The 22182-nt window shown below is 65.8% G+C and carries 17 protein-coding genes and 1 pseudogene; 13 read left to right on the forward strand and 5 right to left on the reverse strand.

The features are described 5' to 3' along the window. The 7 genes and pseudogenes from CO675_RS20235 to CO675_RS20265 all read left to right on the forward strand — a co-directional run. Positions 1 to 433, forward strand: a pseudogene (locus CO675_RS20235) (glyceraldehyde-3-phosphate dehydrogenase); the annotation flags it as partial. A gap of 142 nt (positions 434 to 575) precedes the next feature. Next, positions 576 to 1772 (forward strand): phosphoglycerate kinase, encoded by a 1197-nt coding sequence (locus CO675_RS20240; protein ID WP_097673654.1) that lies wholly within the window; start codon positions 576 to 578, stop codon positions 1770 to 1772. Between the two features lie 41 nt (positions 1773 to 1813). Then, the gene (gene fba, locus CO675_RS20245) at positions 1814 to 2881 is read left to right on the forward strand and encodes a class II fructose-bisphosphate aldolase (RefSeq protein ID WP_097673655.1); all 1068 of its coding nucleotides are present in this window, start codon (positions 1814 to 1816) and stop codon (positions 2879 to 2881) included. Positions 2882 to 3070: 189 nt separating this feature from the next. Further along, positions 3071 to 4096 (forward strand): class I fructose-bisphosphate aldolase, encoded by a 1026-nt coding sequence (locus CO675_RS20250; RefSeq protein WP_097673656.1) that lies wholly within the window; start codon positions 3071 to 3073, stop codon positions 4094 to 4096. Then, on the forward strand, positions 4097 to 4774 hold the full coding sequence (locus tag CO675_RS20255; protein ID WP_097673657.1) for a thiamine phosphate synthase: 678 nt from the start codon (positions 4097 to 4099) through the stop codon (positions 4772 to 4774). 7 nt (positions 4775 to 4781) lie between these two features. Next, a complete protein-coding gene (locus tag CO675_RS20260) occupies positions 4782 to 5855 on the forward strand; it encodes a tetratricopeptide repeat protein (RefSeq protein WP_198964671.1) in 1074 nt (357 codons plus the stop codon). Between the two features lie 243 nt (positions 5856 to 6098). Continuing rightward, the gene (locus CO675_RS20265) at positions 6099 to 6893 is read left to right on the forward strand and encodes an inositol monophosphatase family protein (protein ID WP_097673658.1); all 795 of its coding nucleotides are present in this window, start codon (positions 6099 to 6101) and stop codon (positions 6891 to 6893) included. Positions 6894 to 6907: 14 nt separating this feature from the next. Here CO675_RS20265 and CO675_RS20270 read toward each other — a convergent pair whose 3' ends face one another. From CO675_RS20270 to CO675_RS20280, 3 genes are all read right to left on the reverse strand, one after another. Further along, complete coding sequence (locus CO675_RS20270) at positions 6908 to 8050, reverse strand: AAA family ATPase (protein WP_097673659.1); 1143 nt, start codon at positions 8048 to 8050, stop codon at positions 6908 to 6910. A gap of 104 nt (positions 8051 to 8154) precedes the next feature. Further along, positions 8155 to 11313, reverse strand: coding sequence for a multidrug efflux RND transporter permease subunit (locus tag CO675_RS20275; RefSeq protein WP_097673660.1), 3159 nt, complete (start codon positions 11311 to 11313; stop codon positions 8155 to 8157). 6 nt (positions 11314 to 11319) lie between these two features. Continuing rightward, positions 11320 to 12522, reverse strand: a complete 1203-nt coding sequence (locus tag CO675_RS20280; RefSeq protein ID WP_097673661.1) for an efflux RND transporter periplasmic adaptor subunit — start codon at positions 12520 to 12522, stop codon at positions 11320 to 11322. Positions 12523 to 13064: 542 nt separating this feature from the next. Here CO675_RS20280 and CO675_RS20285 point away from each other — a divergent pair. Further along, positions 13065 to 14051, forward strand: coding sequence for a flagellar motor protein MotA (locus CO675_RS20285; RefSeq protein ID WP_097673662.1), 987 nt, complete (start codon positions 13065 to 13067; stop codon positions 14049 to 14051). A gap of 140 nt (positions 14052 to 14191) precedes the next feature. Continuing rightward, positions 14192 to 15220 carry a peptidoglycan -binding protein gene (locus CO675_RS20290; RefSeq protein ID WP_097673663.1) on the forward strand — a complete coding sequence of 343 codons (1029 nt, stop codon included), beginning with the start codon at positions 14192 to 14194 and terminating at the stop codon, positions 15218 to 15220. A 239-nt stretch (positions 15221 to 15459) separates the two neighbouring features. On the opposite strand, the gene CO675_RS20295 is transcribed toward CO675_RS20290, so the two are convergent. Next, entirely contained in the window at positions 15460 to 16452 is a 993-nt protein-coding gene (locus CO675_RS20295; protein ID WP_097673664.1) for an aldo/keto reductase, read from the reverse strand. 109 nt (positions 16453 to 16561) lie between these two features. On the opposite strand from CO675_RS20295, the gene CO675_RS20300 reads away from it, so the two are divergent. The 3 genes from CO675_RS20300 to CO675_RS20310 all read left to right on the forward strand — a co-directional run bounded on the left by CO675_RS20300 (position 16562) and on the right by CO675_RS20310 (position 19888). After that, positions 16562 to 17455, forward strand: coding sequence for a LysR family transcriptional regulator (locus CO675_RS20300; protein WP_097673665.1), 894 nt, complete (start codon positions 16562 to 16564; stop codon positions 17453 to 17455). A 178-nt stretch (positions 17456 to 17633) separates the two neighbouring features. Then, positions 17634 to 17903: a hypothetical protein gene (locus CO675_RS20305; RefSeq protein ID WP_097673666.1), complete on the forward strand. Its 270-nt coding sequence runs from the start codon at positions 17634 to 17636 to the stop codon at positions 17901 to 17903. A gap of 398 nt (positions 17904 to 18301) precedes the next feature. Continuing rightward, the gene (locus CO675_RS20310) at positions 18302 to 19888 is read left to right on the forward strand and encodes a hypothetical protein (protein ID WP_245452830.1); all 1587 of its coding nucleotides are present in this window, start codon (positions 18302 to 18304) and stop codon (positions 19886 to 19888) included. Between the two features lie 57 nt (positions 19889 to 19945). Here CO675_RS20310 and CO675_RS20315 read toward each other — a convergent pair whose 3' ends face one another. Next, positions 19946 to 20266, reverse strand: coding sequence for a PilZ domain-containing protein (locus CO675_RS20315; protein WP_158231280.1), 321 nt, complete (start codon positions 20264 to 20266; stop codon positions 19946 to 19948). A 340-nt stretch (positions 20267 to 20606) separates the two neighbouring features. Between CO675_RS20315 and CO675_RS20320 the strand changes: the two genes are divergently transcribed. Next, positions 20607 to 22121, forward strand: a complete 1515-nt coding sequence (locus CO675_RS20320) for an AMP-binding protein (RefSeq protein WP_097673668.1) — start codon at positions 20607 to 20609, stop codon at positions 22119 to 22121. Positions 22122 to 22182: the final 61 nt, after the last annotated feature.

The raw sequence follows: 22182 nt of genomic DNA on the forward strand, positions 1-22182 counted from the left end.
GCACAAGGACCTCTATCGCGGCCGCGCCGCGGCGATGTCGATGATCCCGACTTCGACCGGTGCGGCGAAAGCCATCGGTCTGGTGCTGCCGGAACTGAAGGGCAAGCTCGACGGCGTCTCGATCCGCGTGCCGACCCCGAACGTCTCGGTGATCGACCTGAAGATCGTCGCCAAGCGCTCAACCGACGCCAAGGAAATCAACGAGGCGATGAAGCGCGCCTCCGAGCAGCAGCTCAAGGGCATTCTGGGCTTCACCACCGCGCCGAACGTCTCGATCGACTTCAACCACGATCCGCACTCGGCCACCTTCCACATGGACCAGACCAAGGTGCAGAACGGCACGCTGGTGCGCGTGATGGCCTGGTACGACAATGAGTGGGGCTTCTCGAACCGCATGGCCGACACCGCCGTTGCGATCGGCAAGCTGATCTAACACCGACCACCCGTGATGCCCGGCCCAGCGCCGGGCATCTGCGTGTTTGCCCCCGCATTCGCGACCTTGACGGCCGCGACATCGGCAAGCGAAAGCGACGCCGTCCGTTGGATGGCTGTGTCCGGCCGCACAGGAAACGCCCATGACCAAATCGTTCCGCACCCTCGACGACGTCAACGTGAAGGGCAAGCGCGTGCTGCTGCGCGTCGACCTCAACGTCCCCATGGAAGGCGGCCGCGTCACCGACGCCACACGGCTCGAGCGCGTTGCTCCCACCATCACCGAAATCTCCGACAAGGGCGGCAAGGTGATCCTGCTCGCCCATTTCGGCCGGCCCAAGGGGCGCGATGCCAAGGATTCGCTGAAGCCGGTCGCGGAAGCGCTGTCGAAAGTCATCAAGCGCCCGGTCGCCTTCGCCGAGGACTGCATCGGCGAGCCGGCGGCCAAGGCCGTCGCGGCCCTCAAGGATGGCGACATCCTCTGCCTCGAGAACACCCGCTTCCACAAGGAAGAGGAAAAGAACGACGCCGGCTTCGTCGCCGAGCTCGCCAAGCTCGGCGACATCTGGGTCAACGACGCCTTCTCCGCCGCGCATCGCGCCCACGCCTCGACCGAGGGCCTCGGCCACAAGCTGCCGGCCTATGCCGGCCGCACCATGCAGGCCGAGCTCGACGCACTGGGCAAGGCGTTGGAAGCGCCGACCAAGCCCGTGATCGCGATCATCGGCGGCGCCAAGGTCTCGACCAAGATCGACCTGTTGGAAAACCTCGTGAGCAAGGTCGACGCGCTGGTGATCGGCGGCGGCATGGCCAACACCTTCCTGCACGCGCAGGGCATCGGCGTCGGCAAGTCGCTCGCCGAGAAGGACCTCGCGCCGACTGCGCTGCGGATCATGGAGAAGGCCAACGCGGCCAATTGCGCGATCATCCTGCCGGTCGATGCGGTCGTCGCCAACCAGTTCGCCGCCAACGCGCCGTCGCATGCCTACGGCCTCGACGCGATACCGGCCGACGGCATGATCCTCGACGTCGGCCCGCAATCGATCGCGCGCATCCATGCCGCGATCGACGATGCCGCGACGCTGGTCTGGAACGGACCGCTCGGCGCCTTCGAGCTGACGCCGTTCGACCGCGGCACCGTGGTGTCGGCCAAGCATGCCGCCGAGCGCACCAAAGCCAGGAAGCTGATCTCGGTCGCCGGAGGCGGCGATACCGTCGCGGCGCTCAACCAGGCGGGCGTGGCGGGTGATTTTTCCTACGTCTCGACCGCGGGCGGCGCGTTTCTTGAATGGATGGAAGGCAAGCCGCTGCCGGGCGTCGAAGTTTTGAAAAACCGTTGATTTAGGTCAATCCGCGAACGCGCATTACAGGGAGAAATGGAATGGCTCGCATAACATTGCGGCAACTGCTCGATCACGCGGCCGAGCACGACTACGGCGTGCCTGCCTTCAACATCAACAACATGGAGCAGGCGCTGGCGATCATGGCGGCGGCCTCCGAGGTCGACGCGCCGGTCATCATCCAGGCCTCGCGCGGTGCACGGTCCTACGCCAACGACGTCATGCTCAAGCACATGATGGACGCCGTCACCGAGATCTATCCGCAGATCCCGGTCTGCGTGCATCTCGACCACGGCAACGAGCCCGCCACCTGCATGACCGCGATCCAGGCCGGCTTCACCTCGGTCATGATGGACGGCTCGCTGAAGGCCGACGGCAAGACCCCCGGCGACTGGGACTACAATGTCGGCGTCACCAGGACCGTGACCGGCATGGCCCATCTCGGCGGCATCTCGGTGGAAGGCGAGCTCGGCGTGCTAGGCTCGCTCGAGACCGGCATGGGCGACAAGGAAGACGGCCATGGCGCCGAGGGCAAGCTGTCGCATGACCAGCTGCTGACCAATCCGGACGAGGCCGTGAAGTTCGTCAAGGAGACCAAGGTCGACGCGCTGGCGATCGCGATGGGCACCTCGCACGGCGCCTACAAGTTCACCCGCAAGCCCGACGGCGACATCCTCGCCATGAACGTGATCGAGGAGATCCATCGCAAGCTGCCGAACACGCATCTCGTGATGCACGGCTCCTCATCGGTGCCGCAGGAGCTGCAGGAGATCATCAACGCCAATGGCGGCAAGATGAAGCCGACCTGGGGCGTGCCGGTCGCCGAGATCCAGCGCGGCATCAAGAACGGCGTGCGCAAGATCAACATCGACACCGACAACCGGATGGCGATGACCGGCCAGATCCGCAAGGTGCTGAAGGACAATCCGGAAGAGTTCGATCCGCGCAAATACCTGAAGCCCGCGATGGAGGCGATGACCAAGCTGTGCAAGCAGCGCCTGCAGGAGTTCAACACCGCGGGCCAGGCCAGCAAGATCAAGAAGGTGTTGACCACCGCCGAAATGGCCAAGCGCTACGCCGCCGGCGCGCTCGACCCCAAGGTCGCTTGAGAAACCGCCTGACAACTTCTCGCCTGAATCATTAAGGCGGGACACCGGTTCTGATGCAGTCGGAAACGGTGTCCCGGGGCTTGATCGCCGGCTGCGACAAACATCGGCCGCGACGAACGTTTTCTAGGCATTTGCCCGAGAACCGCCTATTTTGGTTTGCAAAGGCAATGGCTCCGGAGGACGCCCCCGATGAACCTCGCTGACCTCAACAAAATTGCACTCGCCATGGTCACCCCGGGCAAGGGCATCCTCGCCGCCGACGAATCCTCCGGCACCATCAAGAAGCGTTTCGACGCCATCAAGGTCGATTCGACCGAAGACAGTCGCCGCGACTATCGCGAGATGCTGTTCCGCTCGCAGGAGGCGATGAGCAAGTACATCTCCGGCGTCATTCTCTACGACGAGACGATCTGGCAGAATGCCAAGGACGGCACGCCGCTGGTCAAGCTGATCGAGCAGGCCGGCAGCATTCCCGGCATCAAGGTCGACGAAGGCACCCAGGCGCTGCCGAACTGCCCGGGTGAACTCGTCACCGTCGGCCTCGACAAGCTCGCCGAGCGCCTGAAGAAATATTACGAGCGCGGTGCGCGATTTGCGAAATGGCGCGCCGTGATCGATATCGGGCCGCGCATCCCGACCCAGACCGCGGTCCGCGTCAACGCGCACGCGCTGGCGCGCTATGCCGCGCTGTGCCAGGCCGCGCAGATCGTCCCGATCGTCGAGCCCGAGGTGCTGATGGACGGCGATCACGACATCGACCGCTGCTATGAGGTGACGCAGCGCGTGCTGAACCGTACCTTCCAGGAATTGCGGGTGCAGCGCGTCGCGCTCGAGGGCATGATCCTGAAGCCCAACATGGTGATCTCGGGCAAGAAGTGCCCGAAGCAGGCGTCGGTGCAGGAAGTCGCCGAGAAGACCATCCGCCTGCTCAAGAGCTGCGTGCCGGCCGCGGTGCCCGGCATCGCCTTCCTCTCCGGCGGACAGAGCGACGAGGAAGCGACCGCGCATCTCGACGCCATGAACAAGATCGGCCATCTGCCCTGGCGGCTGACCTTCTCCTACGGCCGTGCGCTGCAGGCCGCGCCGCAGAAGGCGTGGTCCGGCAAACCAGACAACGTCCCCGCGGGCCAGCGCGCCTTCTCGCATCGCGCCCGGATGAACGGGCTGGCGAGCACCGGCAATTGGGAAGCCGGCCTCGAGAAACAGGCGGCATAGTTGGCCACCAAGCCCGTTCCGCCGCGGCCGGCGCCGCGCCTCTATCTGGCAACACCGCCGGTCGACCAGCCGTTGCAGCTTGCGACCGAGCTCGCCGAGCTGCTTGCCGCGGCCGACGTCGCGGCCGTTCTGGTGCGGCTGCGCGAGACCGATCCGCGCAGCATGATCTCCACCATCAAGGCGTTGGCGCCTGCGATCCAGAACGCGGGTGCGGCGCTGCTGATCGACGGCCATCCCGACATCGTGGCCCGTGCCGGCGCCGACGGCGCGCATCTGACCGGCATCGCCGCGATGGAAGAGGCGATGCCTGCGCTGAGGCCCGACCGCATCGCAGGCGTCGGCGGGCTCGCGACGCGCCACGATTCCATGGCCGCGGGCGAAGCCGGTGCCGATTATGTGCTGTTCGGCGAGCCCGACGCCAACGGACAGCGCCCCTCGCTTGAGGCGATCGCCGAGCGGCTGCAATGGTGGGACGAGTTGTTCGAGCCGCCCTGCGTCGGCTTTGCGACCTCGCGCGAGGAGGCCGAGGCATTCGCCGCGGCCGGCGCCGATTTCGTGCTGGTCGGAGATTTCATCTGGTCCGACCCGCGCGGCGCCAAGGCCGCACTCGTCGAGATCGGCGAAGCGATCGCGCAGGCGCATGCCGGCGCATTCGGCACGGCCAAGGCCGAGGGATGACGGCGGAATGAAATGCCTGCGTCCGATAGGTGTTGCGCTCGGCTGCACGATGCTGGCGAGCGGCGCGATGGCGCAGCTCTCGATCACGCCGCCGGCACAGACGCCGCCGCCCGCGAAGAAGGAAGCGCCGAGAGAGAAGCCGAAGGTGCATGCGCCCGCCGCGAAGAAGCCCGCGCCGAAGCCTGCCGCCACGCCAACGGCCACCCCGACGCCCTCACCGACCCCGACGCCTGACGATCCCAATGTCGACCTGGTCTACGGCGCCTATCAGCGCGGCCTGTACAAGACCGCGTTCGAACTGGCGATGGTGCGCGCGCAGAACAACAACGATGCCAAGGCCATGACGATGCTGGGCGAGCTCTATGCCAACGGGCTCGGCGTCAAGCGCGATTACGCCAAGGCCGACGACTGGTACAAGCGCGCGTCCGACGCCGGCGACCGCGAGGCGATGTTCGCGCTCGCGATGATGCGGATCGCGGGCCGTGGCGGCACGGTGGACAAGGATTCCGCGGTCAAGCTGCTGGCCTCGTCGGCCAAGCTCGGCGAGCCCAAAGCGGCCTATAACCTCGCGCTGCTTTATCTCGACGGCCAGACCCTGCCGCAGGACCTCAAGCGCTCCGCCGAGCTGTTGCGGATGGCCGCGGATGCCGGCAGCCCCGAGGCGCAATACGCGCTCGCGACCTTCTACAAGGAAGGCACCGGCGTGCCGAAGGACCTCGAAAAGGCGGCCCGGCTGCTGCAGGCCGCCTCGCTGGCCGACAACGTCGATGCCGAGGTCGAATATGCCATCGCGCTCTACAACGGCGCCGGCACGCCGCGGAACGTGCCGGCGGCCGTGGCGCTGCTGCGCAAGGCCGCCCGTCAGAACAGCGCGATCGCGCAAAACCGCCTCGCCCATGTGCTGGCGACCGGCGCCGGCGCCCCGGTCGACAAGGTCGAGGCGCTGAAATGGCACACGGTCGCCAAGACCGCCGGCAAGGGCGACCCCGATCTCGACGACATTCTCGCCGATATGAGCCCGGAAGACCGCGCCAAGGGCGAGGCAGCGGCGCGAAAATGGATCGGAAACAACGTCAAATGACGCCTTGACGGGGCGGCCTCCAGAGGGCACCCAGTCCGGCAACCGAAGGCGCCGCAGGCCGTTTCCCGTCATCCTGAGGTGCGAGCCTTGCGGCGCTATTGCGCCGCTGGGCGAGCCTCGAAGGATGAACGGCCCGCCTAGTGGCCGTTCATCCTTCGAGACGCGCTACGCGCTCCTCAGGATGACGGGGCCACGTTTGAACTTGCCGTCCCAGCACAATCGCACCGAAGAAAACCGCTCATCATGCTCTACTCCGCCCTCATCAATGTCATGGTCAAGGCCGCGCGCCGCGCCGGCCGCAGCCTCAAGCGCGACCTCGGCGAGATCGAACACCTCCAGGTGTCGCTGAAGGGCCCGGCGAATTTCGTCTCGCTCGCCGACAAGCGCGCCGAGGAGATGCTCTACACCGACCTCGAAAAGGCCCGGCCCGGTTACGGCTTCCTCGGCGAGGAAGGCGGCAAGCGCGAGGGCTCGGACAAGAGCCACACCTGGATCGTCGATCCCCTGGACGGCACCACCAACTTCCTGCACGGCATCCCACAATTCGCGATCTCGATCGGACTTCAGCGCGAGGACACGATCATCGCCGGCGTGATCTACAATCCCGCCAATGACGAGCTCTACATCGCCGAGCGCGGCAAGGGCGCGTTCCTCAACGACCAGCGGCTGCGCGTCGCCGGCCGCCGCCAGCTCAATGAATGCGTGGTCGCCTGCGGCCTGCCGCATATCGGTCGCGGCAACCATCAGCTGGCGCTGCAGGAGCTGGCCGCGCTGCAGAGCAAGGTCGCGGGCTTCCGCCGCTTCGGCGCCGCCTCGCTCGACCTCGCCTTCGTCGCGGCCGGCCGCCTCGACGGCTATTGGGAACGCAATCTGCAGTCCTGGGACGTCGCGGCCGGCCTCTTGATGGTCCGCGAAGCCGGCGGCACCGTCTCCGGCATCCAGGGCAATGACGACCCGCTGCAAACCGGCCACGTCGTCTGCGGCAACGAGTTCGTGCACGGCGAGCTGATCAAGATCCTGAAGCCGCTCGGACAGTAACGCGACGGCGCGATCTAATCGTCGTCACTGTCATCGTCTTCGTCGTCGTCTTCCCCGTCACGAAATTCACCGCCGAGCGTCAGACCCTCGATGGTGGTGGCGCCCTTTGTCTTGATCACCCGGCGCAGCGGAACCGAGCTCTCGCTGCGCAACGCCTCCATCAGATGCTCCGAATGGGTGACGATCCAGATGTCGGCGCGGCGCGACGCTTTGGCGATCAGCCTCGCCAACGGCGCCAGCAGCGATGGATGCAGGCTGGTCTCGGGTTCGTTCAGCGCGATGAACGGCGGCAGCCGGTAGCCCATGAACACGGCGAGCAGGCAGATATATTTCAGCGTGCCGTCGGATAGTTCGTGCGCCTTGAACGGACGCGGCACGTCCGCCTGCTGCAGCTCGAATTCGCACCGCCCGTTTTCTGCCCATGCGCGCAGCTCGGCGCCCGGGAACGCATCCTCGATCGCATCCTGCAGGTCGGCCGCGTCCTGCCTGATCGCGCTGAGCGTCGCCAAAGCGGCAGCCAGATCGCTGCCATCGGCGCTCAGCGACGGCGTCGTGATCGCCAGACAAGGCTTTCGGATCGGCGATGCCGGATCGGTGCGAAAATCGTGATAGAAGCGCCAGCTTTGCAGCGCGTTTCGGACCAGGTCGATTTCGGGGCACGCTTTGCCGTCGAGGAAATCCGCGAGCGCGGTTTCCGACGGCAGCACCGCATTCTTGTGCTCGCTCCAGGCGCCGCTCTCGCCGCGGACGCTGACGTGTGAATTGGTCCGCTCCATCATCAGGACTTTTCGCTTGCCGTGGATCGCCTCGATGCGTTCGGACTTGATCATCGGCTCGCCGGGAAACGCCGCCTCGACCGGGCCGGGATGTCCGAGCTCGATCGCGTAATTGACGTGTTCGAATCTGGCCGCCAGCCGCAGCCGTCCATCCTCGCCGCGCCTGCGAAGCCCTGACCAGCAGACCGAGTTCAATCCGCCTTCGTCGGCGATCGTGCGCGTGATCCGGCCGGTCGCCGCGTCGCGCAACAGCGACAGGGACTTGTAGAGATTGGATTTGCCGACGCCGTTCTCGCCGACGAAGACCGACAGCGGTTGAATGGGCATCAAAAGCCGCCGGATCGAGCGATAGTTCGAGATCGCAATGTCGGTCGGCCGCATCACATGCCCTCAATCCCCGGGTTGCCTCCACGCTCCCCGTTCAATCCAGAGATGCAATCTGGATTGGCCGGCTGGCGAAAGCAAGGCGCCGCCGATCTTTGACATCAATGACCAATCCTCGCCGGCGCAGGCGGGCCATAGACCTCGGCGTTCGCCGCGGCCTTCTCGCGATCGCCGGCGAGCACGCGCTGCACGCTGACGAAGAACACCGGCACCAGGAGCAGCGCCAGGATCACGACCGCGATCATGCCGCCCATCACCGACGTGCCGAGCGCCTGCTGGCTAGCGCCGCCGGCGCCAGTGGCGATCGCCATCGGCAGCACGCCGCAGACGAAAGCGAGACCGGTCATCAGGATCGGACGGAACCGGAGGCTGCACGCCTCGATGGTCGCTTCGACCAGCGGCTTGCCCTGGGCGCGCAAATCCTTGGCGAACTCGATGATCAGGATCGCGTCCTTGGCGGCAAGGCCGATGATGGTGATCAGGCCGACCGTGAAATAGACGTCGTTGGACAGCCCGCGCAGCGTCGCCGCCACCACGGCGCCGAGAATGCCGAGCGGAATCGTGAGCAGCACCGCGAGCGGAATGGTCCAGCTCTCGTAGAGAGCCGCGAGCAGCAGGAACACCACCAGCACCGACAGCGCGAGCAGGAACGGCGCCTGCGAGCCCGACAGTTTCTCCTGCAGCGACTGGCCGGTCCACTCATAGCCGAAACCGCGCGGCAGCTTGTCGGCGAGCCGCTCCATCTCCGCGATCGCGTCACCCGAGGTGAAGCCGGGCTTCGCTTCGCCGGAGATGCGCACCGCCGGATAATAGTTGAAGCCCGCGATTTGCGTCGGCCCCTTCGTCCATTCGATGGTGGCAAAGGCCGAGAACGGCACCAGCTGGCCGCGGCTGTTCTTGACGTTGTAATTCAGGATGTCGTCCGCGTTCATGCGGCTGGTCTTGTCGGCCTGCACGATGACGCGCTGCATCCGCCCGCGGTTCGGGAAGTCGTTGATGTAGTTCGAGCCGAGGTTGGTCGAGATCGTGTTGTTGATGTCCTCGAAGGTGAGGCCGAACGCGCCGGCCTTCTCGCGATCGATCATCAGATTGACCTGCGGCGCCGGCGGCAGGCCTTCGACATAGACCTTCTGCAGCACACGACTGGCATTGGCCTCCGCGATCAGGCGGTCGGACGCCGCGATCAGCGCCGCATAGCCCTTCTGGCCGCGGTCCTGCAGGCGGAACGAGAAGCCCGACGAGTTGCCGAGGTTGTCGATCGGCGGCGGCTGCAGCGCCGAGATCCTGGCATCGCGGATCGTCGACGACAGGTCGCGGTTGATGTCGGCAACGATGGCCGCAGCGGAATCCTTCGCGCCGCGCTCCGACCAGTCCTTCAGCGTGATGAAGGCCTGTGCGGTGTTCATGCCCTGGCCGAGGAAGCTGAAGCCGGTGAGGAACGTGACATTCTCGATGCCGGCGCGATCCTTCAGGTACTTCTCGACCTGCTCGACCGCAGCTTCGGTCCGCGCATAGGACGACTCCGACGGCGTCTGCACGTCGGTCGTGATGAAGCCCTGGTCGTCGACCGGCAGGAAGCCGCCGGGCAGCCGCACGAAGCCGTAGGCGACGCCCGCGAACAGCACGAGATAGATCAGCATCAGGCGGCCGGTGCGCTTCAGGCCGCCCTGCACGGTGCTGACGTAACCGGCACGGCTTCTGTCGAGCACGCGGTTGAACCAGCCGAACACGCCCTTGCGCGCATGGCCGTGGCCCTTCTCGACCGGCTTGAGCAAGGTCGCGCACAGCGCCGGCGTCAGCGACAGCGCGAGCAGCGCGGAGAACGCGATCGCCGCCACCATGGTGACCGAGAACTGGCGATAGATGATGCCGACCGAGCCGGGGAAGAACGCCATCGGCACGAACACCGCCATCAGCACCAGCGTGATGCCGATGATGGCGCCGGTGATCTGCGACATCGCCTTCTTGGTGGCTTCCTTCGGCGGCAGGCCCTCCTCGGCCATGATGCGCTCGACGTTCTCGACCACGACGATGGCGTCGTCGACCAGGATGCCGACCGCCAGCACCATGCCGAACATGGTCAGCATGTTGATCGAGAAACCCGCGATCATCAGCGTGGCGCAAGCGCCGAGCAGCGCCACCGGAACCACGATGGTCGGAATGATGGTGTAGCGGATGTTCTGCAGAAACAGGAACATCACGATGAACACCAGCACCACCGCCTCGACCAGCGTCATCAGGACCTTCTCGATCGAGGCCTTCACGACGGGCGTGATGTTGTAGGGGATCTCGTAGGAGATATTGGCCGGGAAGAAGCGCGACAGCTCCTTCATCTTGGCTTCGACCGCGCTGGCGGTCGCCAGCGCGTTGCCCTTCGGCGACAGCAGCACCGAGAGGCCGGCGGTCGGCTTGCCGTCGAGGCGGGTGTTGAACTGGTAGCTGAGGCCGCCGATCTCGATCCGCGCGACGTCGCGCAGGCGGACCGTCGAGCCGTCGGCATTGGCGCGCAGGATGATCGCACCGAACTCGTCGGGCGATGACAGCTGGCCCTTCACCAGGACCTGCGCGGAGATCTTCTGCGTGTCGGTGCTCGGCTCGGCGCCGATGCTGCCGGAGGCGACCTGGGCGTTCTGCGCCGTGATCGCCTTGTTGACGTCGTCGGCGGACAGGCCGTAGCCGACCAGCTTGGCCGGATCGATCCAGATGCGCAGCGAACGCTCGGTCGAATACAGCGTGGCGCGGCCGACGCCGGGAATACGGCGCACCTCGCCCAGCACGTTGCGGATCATGAAGTCGCCGAGGCCCACTTCATCGAGCGAGCCGTCGGTCGAGTTCAGCGTGATGATCTGCAGCACGGCGGACGAGGCTTCCTCGACCAGGATACCCTGCTGGATCACGGCGCGCGGCAACCGCGCCTCGACGCGCTTGAGGCGGTTCTGGACCTCGACCGAGGCCTGGCTGGTGTCGGTGCCGGGCTTGAAGTTGGCGATGATCTCGACCTGGCCGAGCGAGTCGGAGGTCGATTCGAAGTTCAGGATGTTGGCGGCGCCGTTGAGCTCCTCCTCGATCAGCCGCGTGACGCTGTTGTAGAGGTTTTCAGGCGACGCGCCGGGATAGCTCGTCGAGATCGAGATCGAGGGCGGCGCGATGATCGGATACTGCGCGACCGCAAGCAGCGGAATCGAGATCGCGCCGACCAGACAGATGAACAGCGCGACGACCCAGGCGAAGATCGGCCTGTCGATGAAGAAGTTGGGCATCTCGGATCACTTCACCGCGTGCGCGGTCTGCTGCGAATCCGGTGCCGCAGCAGCGTCGATCTCACGCCAGGCCAGCGGCCGCACCTTGTCGCCGGCGGCGAATTTCTGGAAGCCCTCGACGACGACCTTGTCGCCGGCCTTGAGGCCTTCGGTCACGAACCAGGAACCGCCCTGCAGCGAACCGGTGCGCACCGGCTGCACCGCGACGTGATTGTCGTCCTTGACGACGAACACCTCGCTGCCGCCGCCGCCATTGCGCTGGATCGCCTGCTGCGGCACCGCGATCGCATCGGTGTCGATGCCCTGCTCGATCTGCACGCGGACATACATGCCAGGCAGCAGGACCCGATTCGGGTTCGGGAACTCGCCGCGCAGGGTGACCTGCCCGGTATGGGCGTCGACCTTGGCGTCGGAGAACAACAGCTTGCCCGGCAGCGGATAGATCGAGCCGTCGTCGAGCACGAGGCGCACCTTCATCGCGTCGGACTCGATGCGGTCGAGATCGCCGTTCTCGAAGGCGCGGCGGAGCTGGTTCATCTCGGTGACCGACTGCTGGAAGTCAGCATAGATCGGATCGAGCTGCTGGATGGTTGCAAGGCTCGCGGCGTCGTTCTGCACGACGAGCGCGCCTTCGCTGATGACGGCCGCACCGATGATGCCGTCGATCGGCGCGCGGATCGTCGCATAGTCCAGATTGAGCTTGGCGCGCGCGACGTCGGCCTCGCGGCCCTGCACGTCGGCTTCGGCCTGCTTCAGGTTGGCGATCGCCTTCTCGTTCTCGGCCTCCGAGGTCGCGCGCTGGTTGGTGAGGGTGGCGATGCGGCGCGCCTGCAGCGAGGTCTGCTCGAGCACCGCCTTGGCGCGCGCCAGCGCCGCCTCGGTCGACTGCAATTCGACTTCGAACGGGCGCGGATCGATCTGATACAGGGGATCGCCGACCTTCACCTCGCTGCCCTGGTGGAACATGCGGTTGACGACGATGCCCGAGACCCGCGGGCGCACCTCGGAGACACGGGTCGGCGCGATGCGGCCCGGCAGCTCGCGCACCATCGCCCGCGCCTGCTGCTTCACAGTGACGACACTGACGTCCGGCTCGGGTGCTTGTACGGCGGCTGTTGCCGAATTCGGTTCGTCGCAGCCAGCAAGCAGTGGCGCCGTCACGGCCAGCATCAGAGCAATGCATGCCGATTGCGCGCGAAGTCCAGACATTGAGATGATCGCCCCTGAGAGGTTTGAACAAACGAACGGCGGTGTCACGGCGACAGCGCTCGCGTTGCTCGGATGAAAATAAAATCTCGTTGCTGCGACGCAATGCGTATTTCGGCGGCTCATTGTCACAGAACGCTATCGCCCTGATTTCGCAACATGTTTTATCGGGTCACCGCATTGTGAGCGGGTTCCATCGCAGGCTGTGGGAATGCGTTAAGGACTGCGTGAGCGGGAATACGCCTTTCGCCTGTGCGGGAATGCCGCAGATTGCAAAGTGGTAATGCGCGGCGCGCGAATCGCCGATCGCGGCGCGCCTCGCCCAGCGATGCGTGCAACCCGAGTTGGTCTCGCGACCCGCGCGTCGGATCGGCACCTTCCGAACAGGCTGATGCGCCGAAGCGCCGGAATGCTGCGCAAAGCGGCAACACTCTGCCCGGTCTCAACCCAAGGTTCTGCTGACAGCCTTTGGATTCGGCTTTCCTCACTCCGCCGCTGTGCCATATTGCAGGCAGATGCGGCCTTCGCGAACGGATGACCCGGCAATGCCCCCTTCCCGCTCCGAGATGGAGATCGAACTGAGCAAGCTGTCCTCGCCCAGGATCTTCCTGGTGCGGATGCTGGTGTTCCTGGTGCTCTGCGGCCTGGTCGGGGTCGTGCTGTACAAGCAGATCGTCACCGCCTTCTTCGCCAATCCCGGGCTGAACGCCCTGATCGGCGCCGTGCTGCTGATCGGCGTCATCCTGGCGTTCCGCCAGGTGATCCGGCTCTATCCCGAGGTCGCCTGGGTCAACAATTTCCGCATCGCCGATCCCGGCCTTGCGATCGAGCGCCGCCCGACGCTCCTTGCTCCCATGGCAGCCATTCTCGGCGGCGAGCGCACCGGGCGGATGTCGATCTCGCAGCAGACCATGCGGCATCTGCTCGATTCGATCGCAACCCGCCTCGATGAAGCCCGCGACATCTCGCGCTACATGACCGGCCTCTTGGTATTCCTCGGCCTGCTCGGCACCTTCTGGGGCCTGATCGAGACGGTGGGCTCGGTCGGCAAGGTGATCGACGGCCTCAAGGTCGGCGGCGATGCCGGCGCGCTGTTCGACACGTTGAAGGAAGGCCTTGCCGCCCCGCTCGGCGGCATGGGCATCTCGTTCTCGTCCTCGCTGTTCGGCCTCGCGGGCTCGCTGATCCTCGGCTTCCTCGATTTGCAATCGAGCCAGGCCCAGAACCGCTTCTACACCGACCTCGAAGACTGGCTCGCCACCACCGTGCGCGGCATTTCCGGCGACGGCGGTGCCGATCTGCAGGGCGCGATCGACCGGCTGCGTGCGACCTTCGAGGAAGGCGGCGCCACAGGCGGCGGCCGCAGCACCACGGCGGCGATGGCCAATCTTGCCGAGGCGATCCAGGGGCTGGTTGCGCATATGCGCACCGAGCAGCAGATGATCCGCGAATGGGCCGACGGCCAGGGCGAGCAGAACCGCGAGATCAAGCGGCTGCTCGAGCGCCTCGCCCGCCAGCCCGAGAAGAACTAGGAACGCGCGCCCGGACGCTGCGCAGCACGAAGTGATCCGCAGCAGCGCCGGCGCCCACGGAGATTCATAGGTCCTGGCTCAGCGCCGCAGCGTTGCACGCTGCACCGCGTCCGGGACACGAGAGTTGAGGAGAATGCTTGATGGCCCTCGCCCGCTCGCGCCGCAGCGAATCCGGCTTCAACTACTGGCCCGGCTTTGTCGACGCGCTGTCGACGCTGGTGCTGTCGATCGTGTTCCTGCTGTCGGTGTTCCTGGTCGTGCAGTTCTTCCTGTCGCAGGAGGTCACCGGCAAGGACAAGGCGCTGGAGCAGCTCAACGCCAAGATCGCCCAGCTCAACGACCTGTTGTCGCTGGAGAAGCTCTCCAAGCTGACGCTCGACGACCAGGTGTCGCAGCTGCGCGCCGGCCTCGCCTCTGCCGAGGGCGAGCGCGACCGCATGAAAGGACTCTATGAGGGGCTCGCCAATTCCGGCAACGACGCGCAGGGCCGCGCCAACGAGCTCAACAAGGCGCTGGAGTCGGAAAAGAGCGTGTCGTCGCGCGCGCTGGCGCAGATCGAGGTGCTGAACCAGCAGATCAGCGCGCTGCGCCGCCAGCTCGCGGCGCTCGAGGAGGCGCTCGACGCCTCCGAGAAGCGCGACAAGGAATCGCAGAACCGCATCGCCGATCTCGGCTCGCGCCTCAACGTCGCGCTGGCGCAGCGGGTGCAGGAATTGTCGAAGTACCGCTCGGAATTCTTCGGCCGGCTGCGGGCGATCCTCGGCAACCGCCCCGATATCCGCATCGTCGGCGACCGCTTCGTGTTCCAGTCCGAAGTGTTCTTCGATACCGGCCAGGCGACGCTGCTGCCGGAAGGCAAGACCGAGCTCGACACCGTGGCGAACGCGTTGATCGATCTCGACAAGCAGATCCCGGCCGAGATCGCCTGGGTGCTGCGGGTCGACGGCCACACCGACGTACGGCCGATCAACAGCCCGCTGTTCAAGTCGAACTGGGAATTGTCCTCGGCGCGCGCGATCTCGGTGGTGCAGTATCTGGTCTCGCTCGGCGTGCCGGCGCAGCGCCTCGTCGCCGCCGGCTTCGCCGAATTCCAGCCGCTCGACACCGCGCAGACCGAAGACGCCTACAAGCGCAACCGCCGCATCGAGCTGAAGCTGACGGAGAGGTAGCGCCGCGGCAGCCAACCAGTACGGCACCAACTATCCGTCGTCCCGGCGAAGGCCGGGACCCATGACCACAGGGCTGCGTTGTTGAAGAGGGCTGGTGGCCCCAGCGTTAGGCGACAATCGAGATTTGGGGTAATGGGTCCCGGCCTTCGCCGGGACGACAGCGAGTGTGTGGTACGGCCTGCATCCACAATCGTCGTCGCGGGCTTGCCCCGGGACGACGATGCGTGTGCAGCTCCGCCTCAGCGCCCGACCATCTGTTGCAATTGCTCCGGATAGCGCGCGCCCTGCACCTCGACTGAGGCGACGGCCTTGCCGATGTCGGCGAGATCGGCGGGGCTCAGTTCGATCCGCGCGGCACCGATGTTTTCCTCGAGCCGATTGAGCTTCGTGGTGCCCGGGATCGGCACGATCCACGGCTTCTGCGCCAGCAGCCAGGCCAGCGCGATCTGGGCCGGCGTCGCGCCCTTGCCGGTAGCGATGCGGCCGAGCTGATCGACCAGCGCCTGATTGGCGCGGCGGGCTTCCGGCGTGAAGCGCGGCACGAGGTTGCGGAAGTCGTCGCTGGCGAACGTCGTCGACGCGCTGATCGCACCGGTGAGAAAGCCGCGGCCGAGCGGGCTGTACGGCACGAAGCCGATGCCGAGCTCTTGCAGCACCGGCAGGATCTCCGCTTCCGGTCCGCGTTCCCACAGCGAATATTCGCTCTGCAATGCCGTGACCTTCTGCACCGCATGCGCCCGGCGAATGGTCTGCACACCGGCCTCCGACAGGCCGAAATGCCGGACCTTGCCGGCGGCAATCAGGTCCTTCACCGCGCCGGCGACATCCTCGATCGGTACGTTGGGATCGACCCGATGCTGATAGAACAGATCGATCACATCGATGTTCAGCCGCTTCAGCGAGGCGTCCGCAACCGCCTTGATGTGCTCGGGCCGGCTGTTCAGCGACCGGTGCCGCTCGGCCATGGTGCCGATATCGAAGCCGAACTTGGTGGCGATCACGACGTCGTTGCGGACCGGCGCCAGCGCCTCGCCGACCAGTTCCTCGTTGACGAAGGGACCGTAGACCTCCGCGGTATCGAAGAAGGTGACGCCGCGCTCGACGGCGCCGCGCAGCAGCGCGATGCCTGCGGCCTTCTCGACCGCCGGACCATAGGCGAAGCTGAGGCCCATGCAGCCCAGGCCGATCGCCGATACCTCCAGATTGCTGTTACCGAGTTTACGCTTCTGCATGACATCTCTCCGCATCAAGGACTGGAACCTGCCGCTGCGGGATTTAGGGCGTGCACGGGCGTCCCATTAGACGTAAAAATCGGGATGGACTTATGAGCAGGGTTCATCAATGCCGCGGCACGACGTCAATGACCTGATCGCCTTCCTCGCGGTGGCGCGTGAGCGCAGCTTCACCCGCGCGGCGGCGCGGCTCGGTGTGTCGCAATCGGCGCTCAGCCACACCATGCGCGCGCTGGAGGAGCGGCTGGGCGTGCGGCTTTTGACCCGCACCACCCGCAGCGTGGCGCCGACCGAGGCTGGCGAGCGGCTGCTGCGGGGCATCGGGCCGCGCTTCGAGGAGATCGAGGCCGAACTGACGGCACTCAACGCGCTGCGCGAGAAGCCGGCCGGCACCATCCGCATCAATGCCGGCGAGCACGCGGCGGAGACCATCCTGTGGCCGGCGCTGGAAAAGTTCCTGCCGCGCTATCCCGACATCAAGGTGGAGATCACCATCGACAACGGGCTTGCCGACATCGTCGCGGAGCGGTTTGACGCCGGCGTTCGCCTCGGCGAGCAGCTGGCCAAGGACATGATCGCAGTGCGGATCGCGCCGGATTTCCGCATGGTGGTGGTCGGCGCGCCGTCCTACCTCAAACGGCGCGACCATCCGAAGCGGCCGCAGGACCTGACCCAGCACGCCTGCATCAACATCCGCCTGCCGACCTTTGGCGGCATCTATGCCTGGGAATTCGAGAAGCGCGGACGCCCGATCAAGGTCCGCGTCGACGGACAATTGGTGTTCAACAGCACGGCGCTGCGGATCAAGGCGGCGCTGGCCGGGCTTGGGCTTGCCTATGTCGCCGAGGATCAGGTGCAGGCGCAGCTCGCCAAGGGCCAACTGGTCCAGGTGCTCGACGACTGGTGCGCGCCGTTTCCAGGCTATCACCTCTATTACCCGAGCCGGCGGCAATCCTCGCCGGCGTTCGCGCTGCTGGTCGATGCGCTGCGCTATCGGGCTTAGCGGCGCGGCCGCGACACCGTCATCGCCGCCGCGATCCACCACACGGATATTTGCTTTGCGGTACGGCCGTAGCCTCTGGGAACGAGACCAACACCGCTTACGTTATTGCAGACGCAATCCAGCGGGCTTGGCGGATCCTGCCACCGCTCGAGCCTCGCCGCACCATCCGGACCAGCCCATGTTCAGAAACACATTCGCCATCATCGTCGCCGCCGGCCTGACGCTCGCGCCGGCCCAGCTTCTCGCGCAGAGCACGGGGGGCACGCCGTTGCCGCCGAGGCCGGGCGACCGCGCCGCGCCGTCGGACGGCGTGGGCGGCACCGCGCTTCCAGCCCAGAGCGGCCAGCGCTATGCACCGTCCTCCGGCGGCAATTTCAGTGCGGCGCCGGCCGCTCCCGGCGGTTCGGTGAGCACGACCGGCAATGCCAACAGCGCGCAGGGACGCTGATGTGAGCCACGCTACGGAGCGGTGGAACCTCGCAGTGACGCGTCGCCGCAAGACCTGCGGGATCGCACGCGTGCCGGCGCCACCTTCACGTCGAACGCGACCTTGGTCGTAAGCTGAAAGCATAGTTCGCGCGGCACCCGCAGGGTTTGAGAGTCGATTTTTTCAAACCCAGAGGTTGTATGTTACCAAACGTTTCCAAACGTAATTGATTGTTAATGACCTGCACGCGACATGGCCGCGTGACAACCACAGGTAACGCAACAGAATACCACAACCAAAGCCGAACGCTCGGCACGATGTGCACGGTGCTTCTCGCGGTCGTCGCGAGAGGATTTCGTATGCGGCCGGTATCCACTTCGCCCGAAAACGCGCCGGCGGACGAGCTGGGATAGCCGCCGATGCACGCGCCCCTGGCCAAGACGTCCGCCACTCACGTTCGATCGATGCGCGAAGCGGCCTGGCCGTGGCGGGCGACGGCGGTGGTGCTTGCGATCGTGCTGCTGGCTCCCCTTCTCGTCATCGACGTGCCGCCGCTCTCGGACTATCCAAATCACCTCGCGCGGTTCTTCATCCTGGCCCATCCGGACGATCCGGTCCTCTCGAAGATGTATGCGCCGCATTGGACGATCCTGCCCAATCTCGGCATGGACGTCATCGGGGCAGGGCTGCTGCGCATCACCGATCCGCACACGGGTGGCCGAATATTGCTGGCGCTGAGCCTGCTCGCGCCGGTCGGCGGCGCGGTCGTCTACCATCGGGTCGCTTTCGGCTGCCGTTCCTACTGGCCGCTGGCGTCGGGATTGGTCGCCTACAACGCAGCCTTCTTCATGGGCTTCATGAATTTCCTGCTCTCGCTGGGCTTGGCGCTGGTCGGCGCGGCTGCCTGGATCGCGCTGCGCAGGCGGCAGCGTTCCGGGTGGAAGACGCTGGCCGGCGCGAGCGCCGCGGTCGCGACCTTCTTTACTCACATCTTCGGGCTCGCCTTTCTCTTCCTCCTGATCGGTGCCGAAGAGGCCGCGGAACTGCGGAACCGCTGGTCGTCGGGTACGGTCACCGCGCGCGATTTCATGAAGGCCGCGATCCCGATCCTGATCGCGCTCGCTCCGGCGATCGTGCTGTATCGGCTCAGTCCGTTCGGCGACACTGCCACGTCGCTCGGCGCGTGGCATGCGATCGTCAAGTTAATGAGGCTGTTCAGTGCGTTCACGATACCGAGCATGGACCTGACGATCGTGACCGCCGTCGCCGTCATCGTCGCGCTGGTCGCCATGCGTCGTCATCTCGCCTTTGCACCGGGGCTGCCGCTTGCGATTGCCGTGCTGGCAGTCGTCTACATCGCCGCGCCCGTGCGGATGAAGGGCGGATCCTACATCGATCTGCGGGCCGCGGTGATGATCGCATTGCTGCTGTTTGCGGGCGTGCAGCCACGGATCGCGCGGCGCGAGGCGATGATGTTCGGTGTCGTTTTTGCAGCCTTGATTCTTGTCCGCTCGGCCTATGTCGCTGCGACATGGATTGAGAGCCGGGACGATCTTGCCGATCTGCGCGCCGCAATCGCCGGCGTCGAGCCCGGTGCGCGCGTCTTGGTCGCGACGGGCTCGTCGAGAGAACGGACCATGGCGCCTCCGGCGCGACGCACGCTGCCCGGCGTCTACCGGCTGACCTACCACCTCCCGGCATTGCTCCTGATCGATCGCAGGGCGTTCTGGCCATTGCTGTTTGCCGACCCGGCGCAGCAGCCAGTGAGCATTCTACCGCCGTTCGATCGCATGTCTCATCCGCTGACCGAACCGGTCGACTGGAAGGTGCTGGCCAATGCGACGTTCTCGGCGGAAACCCTGCGGTGGTCGCGCTACCTGGTCGACTGGCGCGCGGACTTCGACTATGTGCTGCTGATCGATCCAAAGCCCGGATTTCAGGCGGTCGAGAAGCTCTCGCCGCTGCATGACGGCGAGTTCGCAAAGCTCTATCGGATTGATCGCTGAACCGCTGGGTGCGATGGCGCCGCATCGAACCGGCGGTCAGGCAGCCGCGCCTTTCGGCTACGCCGCGCCGACCGGCTCCGCGGCCGGTTCATCGGGCTCAGCGTCGGCGGTCACGAATTTGAGCCCATAGGTCTTGCCGCGACGCCAGACCACTTCGCAAGGATAGCGCTTGGCATGATCGGCGAGCAGCGTCAGCGCGAGGCGGTCCTTCACGTCGAACTCGACCTCGGTCGTGATCTTGGCGCCGCCGGGCGAGATGTCGACCACGGCGCAGGCGTTCTCGGTCACGCCGTCATCGACCGTGATCCACGCCGCGCGATTGTTGAGCTGGCGCCGCGGCTCGCGACTGATTTTGATCCGTGCTCCATTGCTCGCCATCGTCGTCGTCCTTGAAGACATTTGCCGTTGAATATCTTGCGTCCTTGAAAAGAAATTGGAGGCCGCGCAGATCGACCGACGCGCCCGGCACACAACCACAACGGCCACAATGCCGTCCCCCCGTAAAGTCCGGCTTAGCGCGATCGCTTGAACTTTACCGGAATCTTGCCCCGGCTTTTAGCAAACGAGGATTCCGCAATTCCATCAGCGGGATACCGGTCGCCTCGGCGACCATCGGCTTGACATGGGGACCGCATAGTTGGTGAAGTGGCAACGGTGGCTTGGCCACATCCCTGCAACAAGAGCGCTTCAAGCCGCCTCAGTCTTCCGGAAACGCCCCATGCTGATCCCCCTCGCCGACGTGCCGCGCTGGTATGCCGAACGCAAGCCCGCAGACGCGATCGCCGTCAGTCACGGCGCGGATGCGCTGACCTGGCGTGAGCTCGAGCGCCGCGCCAATGCGCGGGCGCGCGCCTTCGCCGCCAAGGGCGTCAAGCCCGGCGACTTCGTCGCGATCGGACTACCGAACAGCAACGCATTCTTCGAGACCACTTTCGCGGTGTGGAAATGCGGCGCGACGCCGACCTCGCTGTCATGGCGGCTGCCGCGCGGCGAGGCCGCCGCAGTGCTCGAGATCCTGAAACCGTCGCTGGTGGTCGGCGGCGAGGCCGACTGGAATGCGCCGAATTCGCTGCCGGTGGATTTCGTCCCGGAAGGATTTTCGGAAGAGCCGCTCGATGCACCGGTCGCGCGCTACTGGAAGGCGATGACCAGCGGCGGCTCGACCGGGCGGCCGAAGGTGATCCTCGATCACAACCCCGCCGTGATCGAAACCACGACGCCGCTGATGCTCGGGATTCCGTTTGAGGCATCGCTGCTCAACCCGGGCCCGCTCTATCACAACGCGCCGTTCATCCTGTCGCACTCCGCGCTGTTCGGCGGCGGACGGCTGACCGGCATGGTGAAGTTCGACGCCGAGGAGACGCTGCGGCTGATCGCGCGCGAGCGCGTGCAATGGGTCAACTTCGTGCCGACCATGATGCACCGGATCTGGGCGCTGCCCGAGGAGGTGCGCAACCGCTACGACGTCTCCAGCCTGCAGATCGTGTTTCACATGGCAGCCCCGATGCCGCCCTGGCTGAAGGAGAAGTGGATCGAATGGCTCGGGCCGGAGCGGGTCTGGGAGCTCTATGGCGGCACCGAGCGGCAGGGCGCCTGCGTGATCTCAGGCGTCGAGTGGATGGCGCACAAGGGCTCGGTCGGCAGGATCGGCGAGACCGCGCGCCTGCGTATCATCGGCGAGGACGGCAACGACGTCGCGCCCGGCGAGACCGGCGAGATCTACTTCCTGCCCAATGACGGCGCCGGCTCAACCTATCACTATCTCGGCGCAACGCCGAAGCGGCGCACCGACGGATGGGAATCGCTCGGCGATATCGGCCGGCTCGACGAGGAAGGCTATCTCTATCTCGGCGACCGGCTCGCCGACATGGTGCTGCGCGGCGGCGCCAACATCTATCCGGCCGAGGTCGAGGCGGCGGTGAGCGAGCATCCCGAGGTCCGCTCCTGCGTCGTGGTCGGATTGCCTGATCCGGAATTCGGCCAGCGCGTGCATGCGATCCTCGAGCTCGCCGACAGCGCCGACGCACAGAAGATCGCCGACGGCATGGGCGATTTCCTGAAGGACCGGCTCAGCCGATACAAGCATCCGGAAAGTTTCGAACGCGTCGGCACGGCACCGCGCGATGATTCCGGAAAGGTTCGCCGCACCATGCTGCGCGACGAGCGCGCCGCATGGATCAAGCAAGACCGCGCCTTCCGCATCATGCCGGCGCGCGCAGCAAGAAGCGAATAAGTTCATTCTGTCTTGCGAGGGGCAGGTCTGCACGCCAGATGAGCTGTGCAGGCCGCCGCGC

Origin of the sequence: Bradyrhizobium sp. C9, assembly GCF_002532045.1 — a bacterium.
In the GTDB taxonomy this organism is placed as follows: Bacteria; Pseudomonadota; Alphaproteobacteria; order Rhizobiales; family Xanthobacteraceae; genus Bradyrhizobium.